23 protein-coding genes, 1 tRNA gene and 1 pseudogene are annotated in these 24,269 nt (G+C 56.7%); 7 read left to right on the plus strand and 18 right to left on the minus strand.

Annotation, left to right across the window (positions count from 1 at the left end; translation table 11 throughout):
• Window positions 1–25: 25 nt before the first annotated feature.
• Both AC1DVE_RS03185 and AC1DVE_RS03190 read right to left on the minus strand, forming a co-directional pair.
• Complete coding sequence (locus tag AC1DVE_RS03185) at window positions 26–331, minus strand: BrnA antitoxin family protein (RefSeq protein WP_223454242.1); 306 nt, start codon at window positions 329–331, stop codon at window positions 26–28.
• Window positions 332–334: 3 nt separating this feature from the next.
• Entirely contained in the window at window positions 335–616 is a 282-nt protein-coding gene (locus tag AC1DVE_RS03190; RefSeq protein ID WP_223454243.1) for a BrnT family toxin, read from the minus strand.
• A gap of 255 nt (window positions 617–871) precedes the next feature.
• Here AC1DVE_RS03190 and AC1DVE_RS03195 point away from each other — a divergent pair, with 255 nt between their 5' ends.
• Entirely contained in the window at window positions 872–2,389 is a 1,518-nt protein-coding gene (locus AC1DVE_RS03195; protein ID WP_223454245.1) for a nucleobase:cation symporter-2 family protein, read from the plus strand.
• Window positions 2,390–3,069: 680 nt separating this feature from the next.
• On the opposite strand, the gene AC1DVE_RS03200 is transcribed toward AC1DVE_RS03195, so the two are convergent.
• On the minus strand, window positions 3,070–3,204 hold the full coding sequence (locus AC1DVE_RS03200) for a hypothetical protein (RefSeq protein ID WP_263287630.1): 135 nt from the start codon (window positions 3,202–3,204) through the stop codon (window positions 3,070–3,072).
• A 375-nt stretch (window positions 3,205–3,579) separates the two neighbouring features.
• Between AC1DVE_RS03200 and AC1DVE_RS03205 the strand changes: the two genes are divergently transcribed.
• Together AC1DVE_RS03205 and map are read left to right on the plus strand one after the other, a co-directional pair.
• Window positions 3,580–3,810: a hypothetical protein gene (locus AC1DVE_RS03205; RefSeq protein ID WP_150641276.1), complete on the plus strand. Its 231-nt coding sequence runs from the start codon at window positions 3,580–3,582 to the stop codon at window positions 3,808–3,810.
• Window positions 3,811–4,215: 405 nt separating this feature from the next.
• Window positions 4,216–4,974 (plus strand): type I methionyl aminopeptidase, encoded by a 759-nt coding sequence (gene map / locus AC1DVE_RS03210; protein WP_223454247.1) that lies wholly within the window; start codon window positions 4,216–4,218, stop codon window positions 4,972–4,974.
• 116 nt (window positions 4,975–5,090) lie between these two features.
• Here map and AC1DVE_RS03215 read toward each other — a convergent pair whose 3' ends face one another.
• The 6 genes from AC1DVE_RS03215 to AC1DVE_RS03240 all read right to left on the minus strand — a co-directional run bounded on the left by AC1DVE_RS03215 (window position 5,091) and on the right by AC1DVE_RS03240 (window position 10,506).
• Window positions 5,091–5,690 carry an isocitrate/isopropylmalate family dehydrogenase gene (locus AC1DVE_RS03215; RefSeq protein ID WP_223542945.1) on the minus strand — a complete coding sequence of 200 codons (600 nt, stop codon included), beginning with the start codon at window positions 5,688–5,690 and terminating at the stop codon, window positions 5,091–5,093.
• Window positions 5,691–6,236: 546 nt separating this feature from the next.
• Window positions 6,237–7,067, minus strand: a complete 831-nt coding sequence (locus AC1DVE_RS03220) for a universal stress protein (protein WP_477783741.1) — start codon at window positions 7,065–7,067, stop codon at window positions 6,237–6,239.
• Between the two features lie 217 nt (window positions 7,068–7,284).
• The gene (locus tag AC1DVE_RS03225; RefSeq protein ID WP_223454251.1) at window positions 7,285–8,046 is read right to left on the minus strand and encodes a YoaK family protein; all 762 of its coding nucleotides are present in this window, start codon (window positions 8,044–8,046) and stop codon (window positions 7,285–7,287) included.
• 363 nt (window positions 8,047–8,409) lie between these two features.
• Window positions 8,410–9,654, minus strand: a complete 1,245-nt coding sequence (locus tag AC1DVE_RS03230) for a malic enzyme-like NAD(P)-binding protein (RefSeq protein WP_223454252.1) — start codon at window positions 9,652–9,654, stop codon at window positions 8,410–8,412.
• Window positions 9,655–10,065: 411 nt separating this feature from the next.
• On the minus strand, window positions 10,066–10,251 hold the full coding sequence (locus AC1DVE_RS03235) for a hypothetical protein (protein WP_223532615.1): 186 nt from the start codon (window positions 10,249–10,251) through the stop codon (window positions 10,066–10,068).
• 24 nt (window positions 10,252–10,275) lie between these two features.
• A complete protein-coding gene (locus AC1DVE_RS03240) occupies window positions 10,276–10,506 on the minus strand; it encodes a hypothetical protein (RefSeq protein ID WP_223454257.1) in 231 nt (76 codons plus the stop codon).
• 141 nt (window positions 10,507–10,647) lie between these two features.
• On the opposite strand from AC1DVE_RS03240, the gene AC1DVE_RS03245 reads away from it, so the two are divergent.
• Window positions 10,648–12,303, plus strand: a complete 1,656-nt coding sequence (locus tag AC1DVE_RS03245) for a SulP family inorganic anion transporter (protein ID WP_223454259.1) — start codon at window positions 10,648–10,650, stop codon at window positions 12,301–12,303.
• A 69-nt stretch (window positions 12,304–12,372) separates the two neighbouring features.
• On the opposite strand, the gene AC1DVE_RS03250 is transcribed toward AC1DVE_RS03245, so the two are convergent.
• From AC1DVE_RS03250 to AC1DVE_RS03265, 4 genes and pseudogenes are all read right to left on the minus strand, one after another.
• Window positions 12,373–12,558, minus strand: coding sequence for a ribbon-helix-helix protein, CopG family (locus tag AC1DVE_RS03250; protein WP_077185744.1), 186 nt, complete (start codon window positions 12,556–12,558; stop codon window positions 12,373–12,375).
• Window positions 12,559–12,675: 117 nt separating this feature from the next.
• Window positions 12,676–12,825: pseudogene (locus AC1DVE_RS03255) on the minus strand (integrase domain-containing protein); the annotation flags it as partial.
• Window positions 12,826–13,733: 908 nt separating this feature from the next.
• Window positions 13,734–15,056 (minus strand): tyrosine-type recombinase/integrase, encoded by a 1,323-nt coding sequence (locus tag AC1DVE_RS03260; RefSeq protein ID WP_477783742.1) that lies wholly within the window; start codon window positions 15,054–15,056, stop codon window positions 13,734–13,736.
• Window positions 15,057–15,218: 162 nt separating this feature from the next.
• Window positions 15,219–15,294, minus strand: a tRNA-Asn gene (locus AC1DVE_RS03265).
• 227 nt (window positions 15,295–15,521) lie between these two features.
• Between AC1DVE_RS03265 and AC1DVE_RS03270 the strand changes: the two genes are divergently transcribed.
• Window positions 15,522–15,752: a hypothetical protein gene (locus AC1DVE_RS03270; RefSeq protein ID WP_007978659.1), complete on the plus strand. Its 231-nt coding sequence runs from the start codon at window positions 15,522–15,524 to the stop codon at window positions 15,750–15,752.
• Here AC1DVE_RS03270 and AC1DVE_RS03275 read toward each other — a convergent pair.
• The 3 genes from AC1DVE_RS03275 to AC1DVE_RS03285 all read right to left on the minus strand — a co-directional run bounded on the left by AC1DVE_RS03275 (window position 15,749) and on the right by AC1DVE_RS03285 (window position 17,627).
• Window positions 15,749–15,958, minus strand: a complete 210-nt coding sequence (locus AC1DVE_RS03275; RefSeq protein ID WP_150672795.1) for a hypothetical protein — start codon at window positions 15,956–15,958, stop codon at window positions 15,749–15,751. The genes AC1DVE_RS03270 and AC1DVE_RS03275 overlap by 4 nt on opposite strands.
• A gap of 134 nt (window positions 15,959–16,092) precedes the next feature.
• Entirely contained in the window at window positions 16,093–17,289 is a 1,197-nt protein-coding gene (locus AC1DVE_RS03280; protein WP_008050829.1) for an amino acid aminotransferase, read from the minus strand.
• 161 nt (window positions 17,290–17,450) lie between these two features.
• On the minus strand, window positions 17,451–17,627 hold the full coding sequence (locus tag AC1DVE_RS03285; protein WP_223454265.1) for a hypothetical protein: 177 nt from the start codon (window positions 17,625–17,627) through the stop codon (window positions 17,451–17,453).
• Here AC1DVE_RS03285 and uvrB point away from each other — a divergent pair.
• Complete coding sequence (gene uvrB / locus AC1DVE_RS03290; protein ID WP_223535176.1) at window positions 17,626–19,641, plus strand: excinuclease ABC subunit UvrB; 2,016 nt, start codon at window positions 17,626–17,628, stop codon at window positions 19,639–19,641. The genes AC1DVE_RS03285 and uvrB overlap by 2 nt on opposite strands.
• A 185-nt stretch (window positions 19,642–19,826) precedes the next feature.
• On the opposite strand, the gene AC1DVE_RS03295 is transcribed toward uvrB, so the two are convergent.
• Both AC1DVE_RS03295 and AC1DVE_RS03300 read right to left on the minus strand, forming a co-directional pair.
• Window positions 19,827–21,377: an MDR family MFS transporter gene (locus AC1DVE_RS03295; protein WP_263287350.1), complete on the minus strand. Its 1,551-nt coding sequence runs from the start codon at window positions 21,375–21,377 to the stop codon at window positions 19,827–19,829.
• Window positions 21,367–22,455, minus strand: a complete 1,089-nt coding sequence (locus AC1DVE_RS03300; RefSeq protein ID WP_477783743.1) for an HlyD family secretion protein — start codon at window positions 22,453–22,455, stop codon at window positions 21,367–21,369. Before AC1DVE_RS03300 ends, AC1DVE_RS03295 begins: the two co-directional genes overlap by 11 nt.
• Window positions 22,456–22,685: 230 nt before the next feature.
• Here AC1DVE_RS03300 and gltX point away from each other — a divergent pair, with 230 nt between their 5' ends.
• Window positions 22,686–24,167 (plus strand): glutamate--tRNA ligase, encoded by a 1,482-nt coding sequence (gene gltX / locus AC1DVE_RS03305; RefSeq protein WP_223454270.1) that lies wholly within the window; start codon window positions 22,686–22,688, stop codon window positions 24,165–24,167.
• Window positions 24,168–24,269 lie beyond the last annotated feature (102 nt).

The raw sequence follows: 24,269 nt of genomic DNA on the forward strand, positions 1-24,269 counted from the left end.
ATCCGATAGATCGGCCCTTGGTGTTTCAGGGCCGAACACCCGGCTCCATCACCCGTTGGATTTCGCGCAAGGCCTCTGCCAGTTTCTGCTCCAGGCCCTTGAGTTCGGCAGGGGTGAGGGTTTGTTTCAGGTGTGCGCTCTTGCCTTCGTTGAGCAGGGCTCGGCGCAACGTATTGTTGATCGCCGTCTGGTAGCCGTACCCCTCGTTTTCTGCCAGGGTCCGGGCGGCTTCGATGACAGCGTCATCGAGCATGATGGTAATGCGGGTCTTGCCTTTGGCGGGCACCACGGCCCCGCGCCTGGCGTTGCTGAAATCGTATTCGTCTTTCATCGGTCATACCTCCAGATACTGACGGCGCTCGCTTTTGGTGGCGATGCGCGCGGAAATGATTCGAACGAAATTCGGATCGCGATGGGTGTACGCGACGACCAGCAACCGGCCTTTGGCATCCAGCCCCAGGGTGATCCAGCGTTGTTCATCATGGTGGTTGTCCTCGATGGTCAGCGCTCGTTCGTCATGGAATACCGGTTCAGTCTCTGCGAGGCTGATGCCTTGGTGCTTGAGTTTGTTGGCTGCGTTCTTTGCCTTGTGGAACTGAATTTCGAATGACTTCATTATGCATACTTTATATGTATATAGAAGGGGCGGGCCTTACCGATGGTCGCCAGGAATTCAAAAGACTAGTCAGCACCCCGGGGGTGGGCAGCGAGGGATGTATTTCAAGATTTTTGGCGGGGCCAGGAGGGTGGGTGGCAGGCGGAAATGGACAAGTATCCATTTTGTGACTGATAAGTTGTATACAACTCTATAGACATTTGTCCTGACTATTGCATACAGTGTGCGAATAACAAAAACCAGGGAACCCCCTCCATGAAAACGCCCCATGTTTCACACCAACGGCCCGAGGACGAAAATCTTGGGATCGGCGCGAATATGGCTTATGGCCTGCAACATGTTCTGACCATGTATGGCGGTATCGTCGCGGTGCCATTGATCATCGGCCAGGCGGCCGGGCTCTCGCCGGCGGACATCGGTTTGTTGATTGCTGCTTCATTGTTTGCGGGGGGGCTGGCAACGCTGCTGCAAACCCTGGGTTTACCGTTTTTTGGTTGTCAATTGCCGCTGGTACAGGGCGTGTCCTTCTCCGGCGTCGCGACCATGGTGGCGATTGTCAGCAGTGGTGGGGAGGGCGGGTTTCAGTCGGTGTTAGGTGCGGTGATAGCGGCGTCCCTGATCGGGTTGCTGATAACCCCGGTGTTCTCGCGTATCACCAGGTTCTTCCCGCCGCTGGTGACCGGCATCGTGATTACCACCATCGGCTTGACGCTGATGCCGGTAGCCGCGCGCTGGGCCATGGGTGGCAACAGTCATGCGCCGGACTTCGGCAGCATGGCGAACATCGGTCTGGCGGCGGTAACGCTGGTGCTGGTGCTGCTGCTGAGCAAAATCGGCAGTGCGACCATCTCTCGCCTGTCGATTCTGCTGGCCATGGTGATCGGCACGATCATCGCGGTGTTCCTCGGCATGGCGGATTTCTCGTCCGTAACCCAGGGCCCGATGTTCGGCTTCCCGACGCCGTTCCACTTCGGCATGCCGACCTTCCACTTCGCTGCGATCCTGTCGATGTGCATCGTGGTGATGGTGACGCTGGTGGAGACTTCGGCGGACATTCTGGCCGTCGGTGAGATCATCGGCACCAAGGTTGACTCCAAGCGCCTGGGCAACGGTCTGCGCGCCGACATGCTGTCGAGCATGTTCGCGCCGATCTTCGGCTCCTTCACCCAGAGCGCCTTCGCCCAGAACGTCGGGCTGGTGGCGGTCACCGGCATCAAGAGCCGCTACGTGGTGGCTACTGGCGGTCTGTTCCTGGTGATCCTCGGCCTGCTGCCCTTCATGGGCCGGGTCATCGCCGCCGTACCGACCTCGGTACTGGGTGGCGCCGGCATCGTGCTGTTCGGCACCGTCGCAGCCAGCGGCATTCGTACCTTGTCCAAGGTCGACTACCGCAACAACGTCAACCTGATCATCGTCGCGACCTCGATTGGCTTCGGCATGATCCCGATCGCGGCACCGAACTTCTACGATCACTTCCCAAGTTGGTTCGCGACCATTTTCCATTCGGGCATCAGTTCCTCGGCGATCATGGCCATCGTGCTGAACCTGACCTTCAACCACCTCACCGCCGGTAACTCCGACCAGCAATCGGTGTTTGCGGCCGGTACCGAGCGGGTGCTGCGTTATCAGGATCTGGCGGCGTTGCGCGAAGGGGACTACTTCAGCGACGGTAAACTGCATGATTGCGACGGCAAGGAGATTCCGGTGCTGGAATCGGAACATGGCGTGGCCGAGCCGCGGGCGGTGCACTCGAAAAGCAGTGAGCATGTCTGACGTTCACGGCAACTGAAAAGGGCCGATCTGTCGAATAGACAGATCGGCTTTTTGCTTTTCAAGAGACGGCTTTTCAATCGGCCACAAAAAAGCCCCTGGATCTTTCGATTCAGGGGCTTTTCGATGTTGCTGTCTGGCACGACCTGGACTCGAATAGAAAAATAAGCATCTGTTGTACAATGAAATTATGCTGATTTATAAAATATATATCTCTACGATTATCCTAATTAAGCTCGTATTTTATGAGAATTCTTCGATACCCCATGAGCACGGCAGCAGCAAGCTGCCGAAGGCGGCGTACGCAGGCCAGTCTGTGCTGGATCAGAAAAACACATCATAGTGGCTGCTTTTGGCCCAGGGTGTTATAGATCAGAGTCGTATTTATCGCCAGACAGTCTTTAGCCCAGTTCTTAGCGTTGATACAAAGGTCTCCAATGAAGGATCTTTCTCAGCATTTTGCTTATGCCTGCCGATGAAAATCCACTCATCTTCTGCCCAAAAAATTCGAATTGTTTTGGGTGATTTGCAGTCGAATACAACTTGATAAATTCTCGTTTCTCGCTGCTGGACGACGACGCATTGCTCAAGGCAAACCAACAGTCGTTGCCCTGGTTCCAGGGTCGGAGCATTGAGCGGGAGGCGCTTCTCAATTTCTGTTTTCCGCATGATGACTGTCGTCCTTAAAATTCAGAAACAGTACGTGTTGAATCAAAAGCAAGGGAGATCCGCTGCTGCGAGGTACGCATCTGGATGCCTTCACGCATGGCGCCATATGTGCTCTTCAAGGTGGTAATCATCACGGTCAAGTAAGCCATTTCGGAGCCTGTGCAGACAATCACCTTCAAGGTCTGGAATTGATAGCTCGCTACTTATTGTGAGAGCCCTTTGGTTCCACTTGTTCTCGATCTGGCCGGCAAATCCTGTTATCGCGGGAAACTGGCCGCATGGCCGTGCGCCCTCAAAGCCACGGCATTGGGCGGACCGACTCGGGCCCACGTGACTGAGGTGCTTCGACAGTCCTGCTCATGACTAGCCTCCAAGGGGGCATATGTGCATAATATTATCATGCAGTGATAATTGAAAGGCAATCTACTCGCCCTTGCTTCAGGCAGAGGCGAGGTCTTTTGATCGATTGTCGGGAGGCAAAGACATGCATGAGAACAGCAATACGTGAGCGCTTGGAGACCCGTATGAAACGTGAGGACGTAAAAACCAAACACGCTGAAGGCATTCAGTTTGATACCCATTTGATTGCCAACCCGGCCAACACCCAGGAGTGGATCGCCTTCTTTAAAAAGGATGCAGGAAGAAGCTTCTTCCTGGTCAATGACAACGAAGAAATCGAACCCTTTCGGTACCTTGATGATTTGATTCATGAGCTGCGAGAAATCGGTATCAAGGTTGCTGAAATTCATTTTTGAATTCTTTTCCTTGGAGTGTCGTCATGTCCGTCAGAATCGAGCATCTGTCTAGTCAGAGTGAAGATCTATGGTCCGTGTGTATTGGAACCAGGCGCATTCAATTCCGTAATGAGCAGGGCGCAAAAGATTACGCGGCAAAGCTAAAAGAGCGTATTGAAGCTCCGCACTCATACCCTCGTGCGTTGCCGTTCGCCTACAAGCGCGGTTGCAGTAAGTAATAATGGTTAATGACTTTCTATTAACGCTAAAGTTACGGTAACAAAACATTGTTTCTTTTGCAGAACGCTGTGTAACTTAGTAAGTTGAATTAATTTTCATGCTGCGTTCCTGTAATTGCACAACATTCGGCGAATGAGCACCCGCCCAACCAGTCCCTAATGTTCATGATGAGGGTAAAGTACGACTATGAAACCTGCACTAATTGCTATGTCACGAACTGCAGGAAAGTTGGCTGCGGAGGTTCTAAGCATGATAGCGCCTCACGTCAGACCCGGGGTTTCGACCAATGAGCTTGATAAGCTCTGCCATGACTATATTGTCAACGTGCAGAAGGCCACTCCAGCCAATATCGGTTATCACGGTTTCCCCAAAACCTTGTGCACCTCCATCAATCATGTCGTATGCCACGGAATCCCGTCAGATAAAGAGCTCTCGGATGGCGATATCCTCAATATTGATGTCGCGGTGCTCAAGGATGGTTGGTTCGGTGATACAAGCCGCATGTATTTTGTCGGCGAGCCAAGCGCAGAGGCTCGTCGGTTGGTGGACACGACCTATGAGGCGATGTGTGCCGGCATTCATGCAGTAGGCCCCGGTGCCACGCTCGGTGATGTCGGTCACGCCATTCAAACCGTGGCGCACCGTGAAGGCTATAGCGTAGTGCGTGACTACTGTGGACATGGCATTGGCATGGTTTACCACGATGAGCCACAGGTCCGTCATTATGGTAACCCTGGTGAAGGCATGAGACTGAAACCGGGCATGATTTTCACCATCGAGCCAATGCTCAATGCTGGAAAGCACGGTGTTAGAACGCTGGGGGATGGCTGGACCGTGATCACCAAGGATCTTTCGCTCTCGGCCCAGTGGGAACATATGGTCTTGGTCACCCGCGATGGCTTTGAGGTTTTGACTGCGTGGCCGGATCAGCCCGTGGAGTATTAGAAGATTTAATCCAACAGACTGTCCTACTGGTAGGTCAGAGTGGAGCACACGTAGAAAATCGCCAGCTCGTACTGAGCTGGCGACTCAGACGGAGCGCGTGTTTGTTGGTTCTCTATTTAGTCACGCAAGTAGGCCACCAAGGCGTCAGCGAAGGACTCCGTTGTACCGGTCCCTCCCATATCGGGTGTCACTTGATCGCAGGAGCTTTTCAGAATAACGCGGATAGCTGTACGAATGCGTGTCCCTTTGTCCACCATGCCTAGGTAATCAAGCATGTCTGCGGCAGCCAACAACAATGCACATGGGTTCGCGATGTTCTTGCCAGCGATGTCCGGTGCCGAGCCGTGGACCGCTTCGAAAATGGCCGCATCGGCGCCGATGTTGGACCCCGGCGCCAAGCCCAATCCACCCACCAGGCCTGCGCACAAGTCTGAAAGGATGTCGCCAAACAGGTTGGTGGTGACGATGACATCAAATTGATGGGGATTCATCACCAGCTGCATACAAGCGTTATCGACGATCATCTCGTGGAATTCGATTTCCGGATAATTCGCAGCGATCTCACGCGCCACCTCAAGGAACAAGCCGGAGCAAGACTTGATGATGTTGGCCTTGTGCACCGCGGTCACTTTCTTACGGCCTTTGCTACGAGCCAGCTCGAAGGCATATCGCACGATGCGTTCGGAGGCAGTGCGTGTTACACGAATACTTGCCAAAGCGACTTGAACTATCGCTCACCGAGGGAGTTCAGGCGCTTGGCCGCAGCATCAATTTAACAGGGAGTTGGTGTCCGGTTTTGTAGGGGCAAGTCCAGGCATCGAGTACGCGTAGCGTCGCCTGCATGATCTCAGGGCCGATGCCGTCACCCTTGATGATTTGCGATAGTTTTGCTCATGGTCTCTTCCTTAACAGCGCTTTGTCAGCCGCTGTATTGATTGGGTCATTGAGACCGGTGTCACGAGTCTGCTGATTGGCATTGACTGTCTGGTGGCTTTCACCGCGCCAGTGTGCTGTGTTTCATCCTCCGCGCCGTGACTGCGCAGGTCATCGCGAATCAATAGACGGGCGACCTGAGTGGGTGTCAGTTCTCTCGCCGCACAAAACTACTCAAGGATGCGGCTGTAACGGGCGAGCTACCGGATCAAGGATGCTGTCATTTGCTCCATCGAAGATGCGCACAGCATTAACATATAATGTTAATCGAATGTGCTGGCTAGGAGCGTTTTCATCCTGAGATGGTAAGGTGTTTGAATGTCTGTGCGTTACATGTTGAGGTAGCTTTTGGGCAGGAATAGAAGAGGACGAGTTGTGGCTCGGATCATTCTTGACGTCGTACTGCCAAGCCAAAATCGACGGACTCGCGAATGACCAAAAGCGCCCATGATCATCAGACCGATATCGTGTTCGGTCTGATAGGACTGTAAGGCGAGCTCTACTCTCCCGCCACAGATGGCTGTCCGCACGTCACACCCGGCTGATTGCAGAATGGCTCCTGCCGCATCGAGTCGTTCCAGATTCTTCGACGTGTTGGCTGCGACCATGACCAGGTGCACGGGCAGCTTTGTGAGGACTGGACTCGCTGCCAGCATTTCCACCCCCATGTGCGTGTCCTCGCTCCCGTCATAAGCAAACATCAGGCTTCGTGGTGGGTTGAAGGAGCAAGGTGTGACCAGGATCGGCTTGTGCAAAGCATGGATGATGGTTTCGAGCTGGTTGAGTCGGGGACAGAACGAGCTGTGTTTTCCCATGACCAGCCAGCGCATGTCAGTTTCCATCTCGAGTAACCGACCCAACAGTTCTCCATCGCTTTGACGAAGCTCTGGCTGCATCACGCCATCAGCAATCGCTCTTTCTCGAGCGTTTTGCAGCATTATCAAGCCTTGCTTCAACGCCTGCTCATGGCGTTTTTCGTCCAGCGACATAGCTTCTAGCACGTGCGCCAGGCTGCCGGGCCGTATCTCTACGCCAGCGGGGCGGTCTACAACATTCAGGAGGGTTAACGGCAATACAAAGTTGAGACTGGCCCAAGCGGCGTAGTCGCAGACGGCCGGAGATGTAGTTGAACTGTCGATACAGGCCAATATGTGGGTCATCACAACCCTCATCTCGATGATCTTGAAGAGCTGATCACCACGCGGGCTATAAACGAAAAATACCCGCTCGGCGAGGGCACCGCTTGTGGCGTGCCAATGAGTGGGTTTACCCGATATACGACAAGCCCATTACAAATAGACAGACCCACGTAGGCAGCTGTCAGTATAGCAACGCCTGGATTGCCCTTCGCCGGCACGCTCCTCAAACGTCTTTGGCTCACTTTCGCATGACGCGGCGGACAAACAGCCTGAGATCATCAAAGGCAGGCACGATCGCCAGCGTCACCAGAACCATCGCGAGCGGTACCGTTGAGATATAACCAATGTGCTTGAACCCAAAGGCACCCACCACGCCGCCGAAGAAGAAATTCAGCGCGAGCAGTATCAGTATTTTGAGCCGGGTCCGATTGGCGAGAACTTTTGGATGCGTCGATGTGCTGACGGCATTCCAATAAAAGAGTTTTCCAAACTCAATACCGATATCCGTAATGATGCCGGTGATGTGCGTCGTTCGGATTTCGGCTTTGGAAATTTTGGTGATCACCGCGTTTTGTAGCCCCATGATGAAACACAGCAGCATCACGGTGACGGACACGAATAGACCATCCACGGTGGATAGCTGGGCTCCCAGAAAGCCAAAGCAGATGAGTAAAAAGGCTTCGAGCAAGAGGGGCACTGCAAACTCGCTGTGCATGCGTCTGCGGCGGGAATAATTGACCATGACCGCCGAGCATGCTGCCCCAATCAGAAAGGACAACAGAGCGCCGGTGCCACTGAGCACCAGGTCGTAGGCTCCCAGCACACTGTTGTCTGCCATCAAGGAGACGATGCCCGTCATGTGTGAGGTGTACTGATGCACCGCCAGGAAACCGCCAGCGTTGATTGCTCCCGCTACGAAGGCCAAGGCAAACCCTAGGTGTCGGTTTGCGGCTGTGGTACGCCTTCGCCCGGTGAGGCTCCTAACATATTTGATCGGCATTCATTCACCCCTGTCCCAAGCGTAGGAGGAGCAAGAAAGCCAACCGATTATGCACATCTGATATCACCAGGTCCTCGCGATCTAGACGGGTCTGCTCGTTGAGTGTTGAAGCCGCTGACTGTCGTTTCTTCTGATCGGTGATCAGAATTGCCTGGGATGCCAACCCTGTGTGGTGAGTACCTGCTGGGGGTAGACGGCGATCCCGAAAGCTTGACCCCGCGATCAGCCAAAAGCGGGTGATCTTACAAATGGCGGGCTGTCGATATTCAGGAGGTGCAGCGCCTGGATAATCCCCGAGTGCGACAGCTGCCAACCGTGCAAAAGGTCGTGCAACTGCGGCACATCAGCATGATTGACGTCAGCTTAGAGCGGGTAGTGCGTTGGGTAATGCAGCTTCGCAACGCCGGTGTCGATAGCGGCCTTGGCCACTGCGCCGGCTATTGCTCCGAGCAGGCGAGCATCGAGCGCTTTGGGAAGAATGTAATCGCGCCCAAACTCAAGCTTATCGACGTTGAACGCTTGCAGCACTTCCACAGGGGTTGGCTCTTTGGCCAATTGGCGCAGTGCTTCCACCGCCGCTATTTTCATCGCTTCGTTGATCCGGGTTGCCCGAACATCCAAGGTCCCGCGGAAGATGAACGGAAAGCCCAGAACGTTATTAACCTGGTTCGGGTAGTCAGAACGACCGGTCGCCATGATCAGGTCATCACGTGTGGCCATGGCCAGCTCGTAGCTGATTTCAGGATCCGGGTTCGAGCAGGCAAACACGATCGGATTGGGTGCCATCGCTGCCAGTGCTTCAGCCGGAAGGAGATTGGCTCCAGACAGACCGACAAACACGTCAGCACCGTTCATGGCCTCCATCAGTGTACGAGGGCCACCGTCGTTAACGAACTGTGCTTTGTATTGATTGAGGTCTTCCCGAGCGGAGTGGATGACACCGGTGCGGTCGACCATGTACAGATTGCTTTTTTGGGCGCCGAGACTAAGCAGCAGGCGCATGCAGGCAGTGGCGGCGGCACCGGCGCCGAGGCAAACAATTCTCGCGCTCTCCAGGGTTTTGCCCTGAATCTCCAGCGCATTGAGCATGCCGGCAGCGGTGACGATGGCAGTACCGTGTTGGTCGTCATGGAAGACCGGGATGCTGCACTGTTCGATCAGTGCTTCTTCGATTTCAAAGCACTCAGGGGCTTTGATGTCTTCCAGGTTGATGCCACCAAAGGTGTCGGCAATGCGCACGACTGTATCGATAAAGGCCTGGGAACCCTCAGCATTGACTTCGATATCGATCGAGTCGATGCCGGCAAAACGTTTGAACAGCAACGCTTTGCCTTCCATGACCGGCTTACTGGCCAAGGGGCCTAGATTGCCGAGGCCCAGAATGGCAGTGCCGTTGGTGATCACGGCCACCAGATTCCCTTTTCCAGTAAAGCGATAGGCGTTCTCCGGATCCTTCGCGATTTCACGAACGGGCTCGGCTACGCCTGGGCTGTACGCCAGTGCGAGTTGGGCGGCTGTGTCGGCGGGCTTGGTCAGCTCAATGCTGATTTTCCCTGGGGTTGGGAATTCGTGGTAATCCAGTGCAGCCTTCTTGAAGTCGGTAGTCATGCGAGCCCCTAATTAGACGTTGATTACAATGCCATGTTAACACTATTATAATGCAAGGCAACGAGATCCTGACCCACAGACCAGGGTCAAATTGCCGGCTTGAACGCTGCTGATGAAGGGGTTTGTCAGCCAGCGGACCAACTCTATTGGCCCTAAGACTTCAGGGCGGGCCTGTATTTCTTGGTCAATAGAGATCCTCCTATGCTTGAACCCGTCTTAGGCCACCTCGTGTGGCCATTTTTTTGCGCGTTCGAATGCCCCGATGTGCCACGCCCTAAGCGCGGCACATCGGAACTCAGAGATTTCTCATCGCTTCTTGGATTTGATCCGCGTGCTTCGACAATTGCGTGAGTCCGTGGCCCAGCTGCGTAGGGGCCACTGCGTGGGTCATTAAGTCCAGATCAGCGTTGATCAGTGGTCTGGGTTGGGAGCGTGGTGAACTCGCGGAAAGGTATGCGGTGCGTCGATTCTTTCTTTAAGTGTGGCCGCATAGTCCTTCACCCCTTGCTCGGTACGAAATTGAATGCTGCGGCTACCGAAACAAACAGACCAAAGCTCTTCGCTTTGACCGGACAGATGCTCAATTTTTACTGACATGGTCAAACTCCCTGAATGCAACTATCAGAAATGAACTTCGGCGGACTTGATACCCAGCTCGCGAAGCTCATGGATCAGCTCATCGAGGCGTCCAAATGACTCAATCTCCTCTTGGTCATTGACCAGAAAATAGCTTCTTCCTGCATCCTTTTTGAAAAGAATGATCCACTCGTGCGTGTTGGCTGGGTTGGCTATCACATGCGTGTCGAAGTGCATGCCTTCACCGTGTTTGGTTTTGACGTCTTCGCGTTTCATGCGGGGTCTCCGGGCATATGGTTTAGCTCTCTGAGCACCGAATCTACAGCGTCGCTGGTGTCGTACCGAGGCTAGGTCAATTGCTTTGCTATTATCACTAAGTGTAAATAGTATGCACATGCCACCAGAGCGAGGCTAGTCATGATTGCGATACGAGAAGCTTGGAAAGCGGGCTTGTTAGGGCGCGAGCATTGGCTTCGAAATATCGTCTCAGGCGTCATCGTCGGCGTCGTGGCGCTGCCGTTGGCCATGGCATTTGCCATCGCCTCAGGCGTCAAACCGGAACAAGGGATCTACACAGCCATTGTGGGTGGCTTGCTGGTTTCGCTGTTCGGCGGAAGCCGGCTTCAGATTGCCGGCCCAACTGGGGCGTTCATCGTCATTTTGGCCAGCGTGACGGCCAAGTACGGTGTGGATGGCTTGCAGATCGCAACAATGATGGCCGGGGCCATTTTATTACTGCTCGGTATCACCAAGCTTGGCGCACTCATCAAGTTCATCCCTGATCCCGTGATTGTGGGATTCACCGCTGGTATCGGGGTGATCATTTGGGTCGGGCAATGGAAAGACTTTTTGGGCTTGCCGAAAATCAGTGGTGATCATTTCCACGAGCGGCTGTGGCACCTCATTCAGGCCCTACCCAGCCTACATGTGCCCACGACGCTGTTAGCGGCCTTGAGCCTGGCGTTGGTGATACTCGCACCTAAAATACCAGGCGTAAGGCGTGTCCCAGGCCCCCTGATTGCTATGGTCGTTGTGACGGCGTTGCATTCTTATTTTCAATTCGACGGCGTGGCCACGATCGGGAATGCATTTGGAGGAATTCCCCAAGGACTTCCCAAAATTGGCCTTCCCGAAATAACGCTGCCGCAGGTCATTGAGTTGATTGGCCCTGCGTTTGCAATCGCGATGCTTGGGGCTATCGAGTCGCTATTGTCTGCTATTGTCGCCGACGGGATGGCCGGTACCAAACATGACTCCAATCAGGAGTTAATCGGACAAGGCATTGCTAACCTGGTCACTCCTCTGTTTGGTGGCTTTGCTGCAACAGGCGCGATCGCTCGAACAGCAACCAACATCCGCAATGGTGGCAACAGTCCAATCGCGGGTTTTGCACACGCCCTCACTTTGATTCTACTGATCGTCTTCTTGGCGCCTTTGGCTGCGGATATCCCGCTGTGTGCGTTGGCTGCGATCTTATTCGTGGTCGCTTACAACATGAGCGAACTGAAGCACTTCAAACACATGGTCAAACGAGCCCCAAAAGCCGACGTTGCCATCCTGTTAATTACCTTCAGCCTGACTGTTTTCAGTGATCTGGCGATTGCGGTGAACATTGGGGTCATTCTCGCCATGCTGCAATTTATGCGCCGGATGGCGTCCTCTGTGGAGATTCAGCTAATGGTTGAAAAAGAGCTGGAGGTAGAGTTGCGTATGAATGGGCATGTACATCTTCCCCCCGGTATTTTGGTTTACACCATTGAGGGGCCTCTCTTCTTTGGCGCAGCAGAAACCTTTGAGCGCGTTTTGGCTCAAACACACACCGATCCTGGGACTTTGATTATTCGACTAAAGCGAGTGCCGTTCATGGATATCACTGGCTTACAAACGCTGCTCGAAGTCATTGAGCAGCTGCGCAAGCGCAGCATCGTCGTGAAGTTGTGTGAAGCCAACGAGAAAGTCCTCGGCAAGCTCGACAGGGCAGGGATTCTTCAGGCGCTCGGCTCAGAGCATTATCATGCCGACTTCAGTGGCGCACTGGGCAGTTATGTCGACATCGACAAGACCCAAGGCTAGAGAGGGGGGCAGTAGGCTAAGAAGGAGCGATGAGCAGGCATTCGTCGTGCCCGCTCATGCGCAGACGAATCACTTGCCATTGGCTGCAATTCTGCTTTTGGTCGAGTAGGACACGCCATGCGTCTCTAGGTAGTCCCGAATAAGCTGACGAACAACCTGAGAAGGCGTCAGATCCTGAGACGCACAAAGCTCCTCAAGTGCTTTTTTCTTGACGGGATCAATGAGCACAGTTAATCGTGCAGTCTTATTTTCCATGGGATTGCCTGTACCCTAAATCGGTCGATGATAATCAAATTATAATAGCCGGGCATTCATTTGTCACCGGTTAGGTTCGCTACTGCTAGCTAGATTGGCCGTGGTCAAAAGGTGGCACTGAACAAACGCCTCCCAGCGATCACTGTGCGCCTTGACCGTGCCGTAATGCCCGCCGCCAAACAGACCGCGCAACGCCTGCGGTCCGGCATAGCTCAGTTGCTGGCCATAGCCTAAATTGCGCCCGTCACGTTTACCTACCAATGCCATGATCAAACTCCTCTCAAAGCCAAACCTTTAAAACCTTCCCCACGTCAGCCCGCCAAGAATGTTGAGTGTTATCAGGGATCAAGGCCCCTGCGACCTGTGAGGGTTGTCCACTACGCGGGACTGGCGGCTCTTTACGACCGGGAGCTTGGGCATCTCATGATCTGACCTCCTGAACACTTCCGCAGAAGTGGGCGGGTGGAGGCTGCATTGGCTGACGAGACCGGCGCCGCGAGATCCTGAGTCAGGTGAAGGCAGTGATGCGATGATCGGGGCATACCTGACTGTCAGTCAGGTGCAGTCCATTCCGTGGGCTGCGGCACCATCATCTGCATCGCTGTTGTTGGTGACTTCGGTGTTTGTCACGCCGATTGTCACGAGGGGGATTGCCGCAATGCCTTGTACGAGTTGGGCTGCAGCAGTGGTAGGAGCGCCCGTCTCTTTCCGGAAGAAAGAGACGGGCGCAGATTGGGGCATGAAATGGCCAAGTGGATAAGTTGCTGCAGAACAGCTAGGAAGGGGTGTGAATTGCCGCAGTGGGCACTCTGCTAGAAGTAGGCATCCATCACATCGCTGTGATCGTGCGAGCCGCCGGACGCTAATCGCACTTTGGGAGAACCACCACGGTGTGGCGTAGCCTTAAAGGTTCTGGCTACCTGGGTTGCTGTCAACGACAGCGCTTTGCCCGACCTTTTCTATGCTTGTGGAGATTTCGGGTCAAGGCTCGAATTTTCGGGAGTTCTGCGGCTGTGGATGAAATTATCCACTAATGGAAATCAGTGGTTCTCCACAGACAATTGCGTGGGCTTTAGATTTTTTAAGTGAGGTCCATCCAAACAGGGCGGCTTTGCAGCCCTGTTTGGATGGACCCGCGTGGACAAGCGGATCACTGAGATATGAGGATCGAGCGCTTACTCAGTTGCGCCACGTTTTGCTTTTAGTCGAGAGACGTTCGCACCCGTCTGATTGGCGAATTCGCGTGGGCTGACATGCTCCTCCTGATTAGTCTCAAGGTAGCGACTCCACCAGTTCATGATCAGCCTGCGCTCCTCGATGAGCTCGGCCTTGTGGATGTAAGCGGCGCGGACGTTGTTGCGTTCCTTGTGGCTCATCTGCCGCTCGATGGCTGTGTCCGTCCACAAACCTGACTCGATCAGTGCGCTACAGGCCATCGAACGAAACCCATGCCCACAGATCTCGGATTTGGTGTCGTACCCCATCTTCCGAAGCGCGCTGTTCACCGTGTTTTCGGACATTGGTTTCCAAGATTTGGTATCGCCTGCGAACACCAAGTCAAATTTGCCTGTGATTGCGTGGATCTGCTCGAGCAGGGCGATCGCTTGCGGCGATAAGGGTACAAGATGGATATCGCCGGCCATCTTCGTACCCCTTGTGGAAAAGGGTACGCCTTCCAACGCTGGTCGCGTGTCGGGTATTTCCCAGACGCCACGTTTGAGGTCGAACTCGCTCCAGCGGGCGAGGCGCAGCTCGCTGGAGCGTACAAACACGTGCAGCGACAGCAAGGCCGTCAGCCGGGTAAGTGCGCGGCCTTTATAGGTGTCGATCCGTTCCTGCAATTCAGGCAAGCGCGATAAGGATAAGGCGGGGCGGTGGACGACCCGCGAGGCTTTGATCGAGCCTACGAGGTCGTAAGCAGGGTTTACGGTGATAAGCCGGAGGCGCTTTGCCTCGCGCATGATGCTCTGCAGATAGTTTTGTACCCTTAAAGCAATGTCTATCGTGCCGCGCTTCTTAATCGCGTCCAGGGGCCGCATAAGGTCGTGGGTATCCAGATCGACAATGGCGCGGGCGCCGATCAGCGGGAAGAGGTGAGTTTTGAGGCGACTCATCACTGTCTTGGAATAGTCCGGTGCCCACTTGGCTGACATTTCCATGTGCCAGCCGAGGGCAACGCTTTCAAAGGTGCGGCCTTTGATCAGAGCGTCCGTCTTGGCTTGGTTCTTGGCTCCTATGGGGTCAATGCCATCCGCCAGCATTCGCTTGACCTCCAAGCGCTTGCGGCGCGCATCGGCGAGGCCAACGATGGGGTAGTTGCCGAACGAGGTCAGTCCTTCCCGGCCATCAGGTTTGACGTATCTGAGACGCCAGCCTTTGCGGCCATTGGGTTGGACTAGAAGGTAAAGGCCGTCGCCGTCGAAAAGCTTGTAGGCGCGGTCGGTGGGCTTGGCCGAACGGCAAGCGGCGTCGGAGAGTGGAGCAGTAGTGCGCGACATAAGGGTACTCCCTTTTATCGAACTGACCTTTATCCCAAACTCTACCCTTAAAATGGCTGGTACCCACCGGAATCCGAGAGAACGCCAAAACGAAAAAACCCGCCAGAAGGCGGGTTTTTCGGGGGTTTCAGAGATTTTGAAAGCCTTCTCTGGAACCTTGTCTGGCTCCACGACCTGGACTCGAACCAGGGACCCAGTGATTAACAGTCACTTGCTCTACCAACTGAGCTATCGCGGAATGGCGCGTATCTTACTGATTCAAAAAGAGAAGTCAAGCACCGAATAACAATTGGAGCGAATCATCGGGACGGGCGGTGGTTTAGCGGCGATTGGCGGTTACCAGGATCGCCCCAGAGGTCTACCATGGCCGCCCGGAAGTGGTGACACGCGCTGCCGGCCATTCGCCGAAAAGGTACGCGCCATGAATCATTTGACCCTCACCCCTCGACACCACGGGGTGCACCCATGAGCATCTCGCAGATCAGCCTGCCCAAAGGTGTCGGCCCCCACGCCGAAAAGTTGTTCGACGCCATCACACAGGCCGGCACCGCTGAAGCATTGAACCGTGCTGGCGGCAAGGCCGAAGGTTTTGTCCTTGGCCTGGAAAGCACTAAAGCGATCAAGAGCCAGGTCGCTGAATCGCTGTATGTCGCCTACGACGACGCTGCCAGCCAGCGTGCGACCGAACTGGCCTAACCGCCGAAGGTAATCGTGGCAAGCATCAGTTTGGCGTAGAGCGCTGTGGCACCCAATTGCACCAGCCACAGGGCCAGGCCGCCGAGAAACACACCGGCGGCCACCTGCATCACCAGGTTATTGCCGCGTTTTGTCGGGGCGCGGGGGGTGAAGTGATCCAGGTCATCCAGGTCATCGCGGTCGGCGCGCAGGTCATCGTTTTTCATGTGGGTTCTCGCAGGAATTCCAGGGTGTATACAAGCCTGTGGAGTTTAGAGGGCAGAGCCAGCGCTTTGAGATTAATCTGCAACAAATAAAAAACGGGAAGCCAGTGGCTTCCCGTTTTCAGGTCAAGGCGTAATCAGATGACTTGGACGATAGCGTCCGTCACAACCTTGATGTTGCTCTGGTTCAGCGCAGCCACGCAGATGCGGCCGGTGTCCAGGGCGTAGATGCCGAACTCGTTGCGCAGACGGTGAACTTGTTCAACCGTCAGGCCGGAGTAGGAGAACATGCCGCACTGACGACCGACGAAACTGAAATCGCGCTGAGGCGCTTTTTGTGCCAGCAGGTCGACCATCTGGGTGCGCATGCCACGAATGCGCAAGCGCATTTCGGCCAGTTCGGCTTCCCACTGGGCGCGCAGTTCCGGGCTGTTCAGTACGGCAGCGACAACGCTGGCACCGTGGGTCGGCGGGTTGGAGTAGTTGGTGCGGATCACGCGTTTGACTTGCGACAGCACGCGCGCGCTTTCTTCTTTCGATTCGCTGACGATCGACAGGGCACCCACGCGCTCGCCGTACAGCGAGAACGACTTGGAGAACGAGCTGGAAGCGAAGAAAGTCAGGCCCGATTCAGCAAACAGGCGTACGGCAGCGGCGTCTTCGTCGATGCCATCGCCGAAACCTTGATACGCCATGTCGAGGAATGGCACGTGGCCTTTGGCTTTAACGACTTCCAGGACGTTTTTCCAGTCCGCCGGGCTCAGGTCCACGCCGGTCGGGTTGTGGCAGCAGGCGTGCAGCACAATGATCGAGCCGTTTGGCAGCGCATTCAGGTCTTCCAGCATGCCGGTACGGTTCACGTCGTGGGTCGCGGCGTCGTAGTAACGGTAGTTCTGTACCGGGAAACCGGCAGTTTCGAACAGTGCGCGGTGGTTTTCCCAGCTCGGGTCGCTGATCGCCACGACGGCGTTCGGCAGCAGTTGCTTGAGGAAGTCGGCACCGATTTTCAGTGCGCCAGTACCGCCAACGGCCTGGGTGGTGATGACGCGGCCAGCGGCGATCAGCGGCGAATCATTGCCGAACAGCAATTTCTGCACGGCCTGGTCGTAGGCGGCGATGCCGTCGATTGGCAGGTAGCCACGGGATACGTGTTGAGCGGCGCGAATGGTTTCGGCTTCGACAACGGCGCGCAGGAGTGGAATTCGCCCCTCCTCGTTGCAGTAAACACCGACCCCCAGGTTGACTTTGTTGGTCCGGGTATCGGCGTTGAATGCTTCGTTGAGGCCCAGGATTGGATCGCGTGGTGCCATTTCGACAGCGGAGAACAGGCTCATTATTGCGGCGGCTCTGAATGGAGAGTGGAGGGACGTGTCGCGCTCCAGCCGAATGCACTAGAGCGGTGCACAAACGGGGAGCTAGTATAGAGGCCATCGGCGATGGCTGGCGACAGGCGAATCAGCATTTCGGGTAAGTTTTTCCGATTATTTATCGACCGTTAGTCGAATGGCGTCGGCAAAGGTTTTGCGTGATGTAGGACGTTTGCCTTGAAAGCGCTGGCAATCGGCTCCACATTGAGCACAATCCAGTTTTTTCTTCGGGCGACAGTCGGTCGTTTGCGGTCTTTCTCGTTCGTGCCGGTTTTACCGGCAAGAGTGATCCAGAGGTATTTCATGTCTGAATTCCAGCTAGTCACCCGCTTCGAGCCCGCCGGCGATCAGCCGGAAGCCATCCGCCTGATGGTCGAGGGTATCGAAGCCGGGCTGGCGCACCAGACGCTGCTCGGTGTGACCGGCTCGGGCAAGACCTTCAGCATCGCCAACGTGATCGCCCAGGTGCAGCGCCCGACCCTGGTGCTGGCGCCGAACAAGACCCTGGCGGCGCAGTTGTACGGGGAGTTCAAGGCATTCTTCCCGAACAACGCGGTGGAATATTTCGTTTCCTACTACGACTACTACCAGCCGGAAGCCTATGTGCCGTCCTCGGACACCTTCATCGAGAAAGACGCCTCGATCAACGACCACATCGAACAGATGCGATTGTCCGCAACCAAGGCATTGCTCGAGCGCAAGGACGCGATCATCGTCACCACGGTGTCCTGCATCTACGGTCTGGGCAGCCCGGAAACCTACTTGAAGATGGTGTTGCACGTGGATCGCGGCGACCGGCTCGATCAGCGCGAATTGCTGCGCCGCCTGGCCGACCTGCAGTACACCCGCAACGACATGGATTTTGCCCGTGCGACCTTCCGCGTGCGCGGCGATGTGATCGATATCCACCCGGCGGAATCCGATTTCGAGGCGATCCGCATCGAGCTGTTCGACGATGAAGTGGAAAGCCTGTCGGCGTTCGATCCGCTGACCGGCGAAGTCATTCGTAAACTGCCGCGCTTCACCTTCTACCCGAAGAGCCACTACGTGACGCCACGGGAAACCCTGATGGGCGCGGTCGAAGGCATCAAAGTGGAATTGCAGGAGCGCCTGGAATACCTGCGCTCCAACAACAAACTGGTGGAGGCCCAGCGCCTGGAGCAGCGCACCCGTTTCGATCTGGAGATGATCCTCGAACTGGGTTACTGCAACGGCATCGAAAACTACTCGCGCTATCTGTCTGGTCGTGAAGCCGGCGCGGCGCCACCAACCCTTTACGATTACCTGCCGGCCGATGCCTTGCTGGTGATCGACGAGTCCCACGTCAGCGTTCCGCAGGTTGGCGCCATGTACAAGGGCGACCGCTCGCGTAAGGAAACCCTGGTCGAATACGGCTTCCGCCTGCCTTCGGCCCTGGACAACCGGCCGATGCGTTTCGATGAGTGGGAAAGCATCAGCCCGCAGACGATTTTCGTCTCGGCGACCCCGGGCAACTACGAAGCCGAGCACGCCGGGCGCGTCATTGACATGGTGGTGCGCCCGACCGGGCTGGTGGACCCACAAATCGAGATCCGCCCGGCACTGACCCAGGTCGACGATTTGCTGTCGGAAATCAGCAAGCGCGTCGCTCTGGAAGAGCGGGTGCTCGTCACCACGTTGACCAAGCGCATGGCCGAGGATTTGACCGACTATCTGGCGGATCACGGCGTGCGTGTGCGCTATCTGCACTCGGACATCGACACCGTGGAGCGGGTCGAGATCATCCGCGACCTGCGCCTCGGCACCTTCGATGTGCTGGTGGGGATCAACCTGCTGCGCGAAGGCCTGGACATGCCGGAGGTCTCATTGGTGGCGATCCTCGATGCCGACAAGGAAGGTTTCCTGCGTTCCGAGCGCTCGCTGATCCAGACCATCGGTCGGGCGGCGCGTAACCTCAATGGCCGGGCGATTCTGTATGCCGACCGCATTACCGGTTCCATGGAACGCGCGATCGGCGAAACCGAGCGCCGTCGCGACAAGCAGATCGCCTTCAACCTGGCCAACGGCATCACCCCCAAAGGCGTGTTCAAGGACGTTGCCGACATCATGGAAGGCGCCACCGTGCCCGGTTCGCGCAGCAAGAAGCGCAAAGGCATGGCCAAGGCCGCCGAGGAAAACGCCCGGTACGAAGCCGAACTGCGCTCGCCGGGCGAGATCGCCAAGCGCATTAAAGCCCTGGAAGAGAAGATGTACCAGCTCGCCCGAGACCTGGAGTTCGAGGCCGCGGCGCAGATGCGCGACGAGGTTGCCAAGTTGCGTGAGCGGTTGTTGACGGTCTGAAATTGAAACGCGGTCCCTGTGGCGAGGGGGCTTGCCCCCGTTGGGCTGCGAAGCGGCCCTAAGGCTATTTGGCTCGGTCGATCAGGATTATCGAGTGTGCCGGATTTGCGACTGCTGCGCAGCCGAGCGGGGCGGTGCGGCGATCCGACAAGCCCCCTCGCCACAATGTTGTGTATGACTCGATATCAGTGTGCTTCACCCGCCTTCAACCCCTCCGGCAACTTCCTGGTCAGCAACACCGCCACCATGCTGATCCCCAGCGCAATCCCGACAAAATGAAACGCATCGTTATAGGCCATGATCGACGCCTGTTGGTGGGCGATCTCGCTGAGTTTGCCCAGTGCTGCCGTTTCATTGCCCAGCCGATCAGCCAGTGAGGCGATCCGTTCGGCCACCTGCGGATTGCTCGGCACGATGGATTCACGCAAGTAGTCAAAGTAAACCTTGGTCCGTGCATCCAGCAGCGTGGCGAGCAGGGCGATGCCGATGGCGCCGCCGAGGTTGCGCAGGATGTTGAACAGGCTCGAGGCCGATCCCGCATCCTGGGGCAGGATGTAGGCGGTGGCGATCAGCGAGATGGTCACCATGATCAGCGGTTGGCCCAGGGCGCGGATGATCTGGATCTGATTGAACTGCGGCCCGGCAAAGTCCGGGTTCAGCACGCCCGAAGAGAAACTCGCCAACCCGAACAGCCCGAAGCCCAGCGTGCACAGCCATTTCGGCGAGACGAACTTCATCAACTTGGGCACCAGCGGGATCAGGAAAAGTTGCGGCACGCCCATCCACATGATCACTTCACCGATCTGCAGGGCGTTGTAGTTCTGGATCTGCGCCAGGTACAGCGGCAGCAGGTAGATCGAGCCGTACAGCCCGACCCCCATCCCGACGCTGGAAATACTGGATAACCCGAAGTTGCGGTTGCCGAGGATGCCGAGATTGATCAGTGGATTGGGTTTGGAAAACTGCACGATCACAAAGCTGATCAGGCTGACCAGCGCGATGCTGCCCAGGGTCACGATCAGGTTCGACTCCAGCCAGTCCTTGCGATGGCCTTCCTCCAGAAACACCTGCAAGCAACCAAGCCCGACGCCGAGGGTGAGAATGCCGGCGTAATCGGTGCTTTTCAGCAACTCCCAGTGGGCTTCTTTTTTCTCCAGGCCGTACATCAGGCCGGCGATCATGATCAGGCCGGGCGGGATGTTGATGTAGAAAATGTATTCCCAGCCCCAGTTCTCGGTCAGCCAGCCACCAAGAGTAGGGCCGATGGAGGGCGCGAAGGTGGCGGTCATGGCGAACATGGCCATGCCTTTGGCGCGGTGGTGTTCCGGGAGCTTGATCAGGGTCAGGGTGAACGCCAGCGGAATCAGCGCGCCACCGGTAAAGCCTTGCAGGGCGCGGAACATGATCATGCTTTCCAGGCTCCACGCCATGGAGCAGAGCAGGGACGCGGCCAGGAATCCGAGGGACACCCACACCGCCAGGCGCCGGGCCGACAGCAACTGCACGAGCCAGGCGGTGAGCGGGATCATGATGATTTCCGCCACCAGGTACGAGGTGGAAATCCACGAGCCTTCTTCCAGGGTCGCCGACAGCGCACCCTGGATGTCCTTGAGCGAGGAGTTGGTGATCTGGATGTCCAGCACCGCCATGAACGCACCGAGCATCACGCTCATCACCGCAATCCAGTCCCGCCGGGTCGGTTCGCCGACCGGGCGGATCAGTTGATCACCGGCCATCGTCAGGGGCGTCTTTGTGGCTCACTTTGGGGATGACATCTTCAGGGGCGTCCTTGATGTTCACCTTGGCGGTGACCGACATGCCCGGGCGGATCTTGCCGCGCAGCGGATTGTCCGCGGCGAAGGTCAGTTTTACCGGAATCCGTTGTACGACTTTGGTGAAGTTGCCCGTGGCATTGTCCGGCGGCAACAGGCTGAACTGCGCACCCGAGGCGGCGAACAGGCTGTCGACCCGGGCTTTGATCGGGGTGTCGTTGTAGGCGTCGAAGGTCAGTTCGGCTTCCTGGCCGGGCTGCATGTGGCCAATCTGGGTTTCCTTGAAATTGGCCTGAATCCAGATGTCTTCGTCCGGCACGATCGACAACAGGTAAGCGCCGGCCTGCACGTATTGGCCTTCGCGGGCTGCTCGCTGGCCGATCAGACCGCTGATTGGCGCGTGGATTTCGCTGCGGGTCAGGTTCAGTTCGGCCTGGGCCAGGTCGGTTTTGGCATTGGCGATCTGCGCGTCAAGGCGTTTGATCTCGGCGTTCAGTGCGTTGACTTGCTGACGCTGACTTTGCGCGTCCGCCTGGGCCTTGGCCACTTGCGAGCGGGCGATGTGGGATTCGGCGGAGAGGGTGGTCACGCGTTCTTCCGAGACATAGCCGGGTTTGCGCAAGGTCTCGGCGCGGGTCAGGTCGATCTGCGAGCGACCGAGGCTGGCCTGGCTGGACGCGACTTGCGCTTCGCTGGCGGCAATCAGGCTGGCCTGCTGGGTCAGTTTGCTCTGGGCTTGCAGGCGTTCGGCCTCGCGGGTGGCGAGGGTCGCGTTGGCACGGTCGACGGCGAGGCGGAAGTCGTCGCCTTCGAGTTTGACCAGCAACTGGCCTCTCTCGACATGCTGGTTGTCCTGCACCAATACCTGATCGATGCGCGCGCCCAATTGGCTCGACACACGGGTGATCTCGCCCTGGACATAAGCGTTGTCGGTGCTTTCATAAAAGCGCCCCTTGAAGAACCAGTGGGCGAACAGGCCCCCGGCAATCAACAGGATGATCAGCAGGAAAAAGGACAGGCGACGCTTGAGTTGGGCAGGCATGAGGCAAACTGTAGTCGAGAAATTGTAAGAGAAGTTATCAGCAGGCAAATCTGTCATACAGCTGATAAGCGGTAAATGCCATCGGCTGATATTCGGCCATTCACTGCGCCATACGGGCGTTAGAGACGCAACCTTGGCTTAAATGCCCTGTTCACTGGAGCCGGGCGGGTGTCGCCTGTTACCATTCGCGCCTTGTTTGAACTTCGCTTTTATTCTTTTCGAGACATGCCATGACCACCGTCCGCACTCGCATCGCGCCATCGCCTACCGGGGATCCCCACGTAGGTACCGCCTACATTGCCTTGTTCAACTACTGCTTTGCCAAGCAGCACGGCGGTGAGTTCATCCTGCGGATTGAAGACACCGACCAACTGCGTTCGACCCGCGAGTCCGAACAGCAGATTTTCGACGCCTTGCGCTGGCTGGGGATCGACTGGAGCGAAGGCCCGGACGTCGGCGGCCCGCACGGTCCATACCGTCAAAGCGAGCGCGGCGATATTTATCAGAAGTATTGCCAGCAGCTTGTGGAGCTCGGCCATGCCTTCCCGTGCTTCTGCACCGCCGAAGAGCTGGACCAGATGCGCGCCGAGCAGATGGCTCGCGGTGAAACCCCGCGTTACGACGGCCGCGCGCTGCTGCTGTCCAAGGAAGAAGTTGCCCGTCGCCTGGCGGCTGGTGAGCCCCACGTCATCCGGATGAAAGTACCGAGCGAAGGCGTCTGCGTGGTGCCGGACATGCTGCGTGGCGACGTTGAAATCCCGTGGGACCGCATGGACATGCAAGTCCTGATGAAGACCGACGGCCTGCCGACGTACTTCCTGGCCAACGTGGTCGACGACCACCTGATGGGCATCACCCACGTATTGCGCGGCGAAGAGTGGCTGCCATCGGCACCGAAGCTGATCCTGCTGTACGAGTACTTCGGCTGGGAGCAACCGGAGCTGTGCTACATGCCGCTGCTGCGTAACCCGGACAAGAGCAAGCTGTCCAAGCGCAAGAACCCGACCTCGGTGACGTTCTACGAGCGCATGGGCTTCATGCCGGAAGCGATGCTCAACTACCTGGGCCGCATGGGCTGGTCGATGCCGGACGAGCGCGAGAAGTTCTCGTTGCAGGAAATGGTCGACAACTTCGATCTCAAGCGCGTGTCCCTCGGCGGGCCGATCTTCGACATCGAGAAACTGTCGTGGCTCAACGGCCAATGGCTGCGTGACCTGCCGGTGGAAGAGTTCGCCACGCGCGTGCAGAAGTGGGCGTTCAATTCCGAATACATGATGAAGATCGCGCCGCACGTGCAGGGCCGCGTCGAAACCTTCAGCCAGGTGGCACCGCTGGCCGGGTTCTTCTTTGCCGGTGGCGTGAACCCCGATGCCAAGCTGTTCGAATCCAAGAAGCTCTCGGGCGATCAGGTCCGCCAGTTGATGCAGTTGATCCTGTGGAAGCTCGAAAGCCTGCGTCAGTGGGAGAAGGACAGCATCACCGCGACCATTCAGGCGGTGGTCGAATCCCTGGAGCTGAAGCTGCGTGATGCCATGCCGCTGATGTTCGCTGCGATCACCGGCCAGGCCAGTTCGGTGTCGGTGCTCGATGCGATGGAAATCCTCGGGCCGGACCTGACCCGTTTCCGTCTGCGCCAGGCCATTGACCTGCTGGGCGGCGTGTCGAAGAAAGAAAACAAAGAGTGGGAAAAGCTGCTGGGCGCTATCGCCTGAGCACGCCTGACTCTGCGGTAGCCGTCGGAGGCCGGGATCTTTTGTTCCTGTCCTCCGGCGTTTTCCCCCGAATTTATGGGGGAAGGGCGGTAAGTGATTGTT

It is taken from the genome of Pseudomonas sp. P4_B4, assembly GCF_056402255.1.

Excerpts from the sequence above, each read along its gene's own strand:
- AC1DVE_RS03185 (WP_223454242.1), bottom strand. The coding sequence starts at position 331 with ATGAAAGACGAATACGATTTCAGCAACGCCAGGCGCGGGGCCGTGGTG.
- AC1DVE_RS03190 (WP_223454243.1), bottom strand. The coding sequence starts at position 616 with ATGAAGTCATTCGAAATTCAGTTCCACAAGGCAAAGAACGCAGCCAAC.
- AC1DVE_RS03195 (WP_223454245.1), top strand. The coding sequence starts at position 872 with ATGAAAACGCCCCATGTTTCACACCAACGGCCCGAGGACGAAAATCTT.
- AC1DVE_RS03200 (WP_263287630.1), bottom strand. The coding sequence starts at position 3,204 with ATGGCTTACTTGACCGTGATGATTACCACCTTGAAGAGCACATATGGC.
- AC1DVE_RS03205 (WP_150641276.1), top strand. The coding sequence starts at position 3,580 with ATGAAACGTGAGGACGTAAAAACCAAACACGCTGAAGGCATTCAGTTT.
- map (WP_223454247.1), top strand. The coding sequence starts at position 4,216 with ATGAAACCTGCACTAATTGCTATGTCACGAACTGCAGGAAAGTTGGCT.
- AC1DVE_RS03220 (WP_477783741.1), bottom strand. The coding sequence starts at position 7,067 with ATGACCCACATATTGGCCTGTATCGACAGTTCAACTACATCTCCGGCC.
- AC1DVE_RS03225 (WP_223454251.1), bottom strand. The coding sequence starts at position 8,046 with ATGCCGATCAAATATGTTAGGAGCCTCACCGGGCGAAGGCGTACCACA.
- AC1DVE_RS03230 (WP_223454252.1), bottom strand. The coding sequence starts at position 9,654 with ATGACTACCGACTTCAAGAAGGCTGCACTGGATTACCACGAATTCCCA.
- AC1DVE_RS03235 (WP_223532615.1), bottom strand. The coding sequence starts at position 10,251 with ATGTCAGTAAAAATTGAGCATCTGTCCGGTCAAAGCGAAGAGCTTTGG.
- AC1DVE_RS03240 (WP_223454257.1), bottom strand. The coding sequence starts at position 10,506 with ATGAAACGCGAAGACGTCAAAACCAAACACGGTGAAGGCATGCACTTC.
- AC1DVE_RS03245 (WP_223454259.1), top strand. The coding sequence starts at position 10,648 with ATGATTGCGATACGAGAAGCTTGGAAAGCGGGCTTGTTAGGGCGCGAG.
- AC1DVE_RS03250 (WP_077185744.1), bottom strand. The coding sequence starts at position 12,558 with ATGGAAAATAAGACTGCACGATTAACTGTGCTCATTGATCCCGTCAAG.
- AC1DVE_RS03260 (WP_477783742.1), bottom strand. The coding sequence starts at position 15,056 with ATGTCGCGCACTACTGCTCCACTCTCCGACGCCGCTTGCCGTTCGGCC.
- AC1DVE_RS03270 (WP_007978659.1), top strand. The coding sequence starts at position 15,522 with ATGAGCATCTCGCAGATCAGCCTGCCCAAAGGTGTCGGCCCCCACGCC.
- AC1DVE_RS03275 (WP_150672795.1), bottom strand. The coding sequence starts at position 15,958 with ATGAAAAACGATGACCTGCGCGCCGACCGCGATGACCTGGATGACCTG.
- AC1DVE_RS03280 (WP_008050829.1), bottom strand. The coding sequence starts at position 17,289 with ATGAGCCTGTTCTCCGCTGTCGAAATGGCACCACGCGATCCAATCCTG.
- uvrB (WP_223535176.1), top strand. The coding sequence starts at position 17,626 with ATGTCTGAATTCCAGCTAGTCACCCGCTTCGAGCCCGCCGGCGATCAG.
- AC1DVE_RS03285 (WP_223454265.1), bottom strand. The coding sequence starts at position 17,627 with ATGAAATACCTCTGGATCACTCTTGCCGGTAAAACCGGCACGAACGAG.
- AC1DVE_RS03295 (WP_263287350.1), bottom strand. The coding sequence starts at position 21,377 with ATGGCCGGTGATCAACTGATCCGCCCGGTCGGCGAACCGACCCGGCGG.
- AC1DVE_RS03300 (WP_477783743.1), bottom strand. The coding sequence starts at position 22,455 with ATGCCTGCCCAACTCAAGCGTCGCCTGTCCTTTTTCCTGCTGATCATC.
- gltX (WP_223454270.1), top strand. The coding sequence starts at position 22,686 with ATGACCACCGTCCGCACTCGCATCGCGCCATCGCCTACCGGGGATCCC.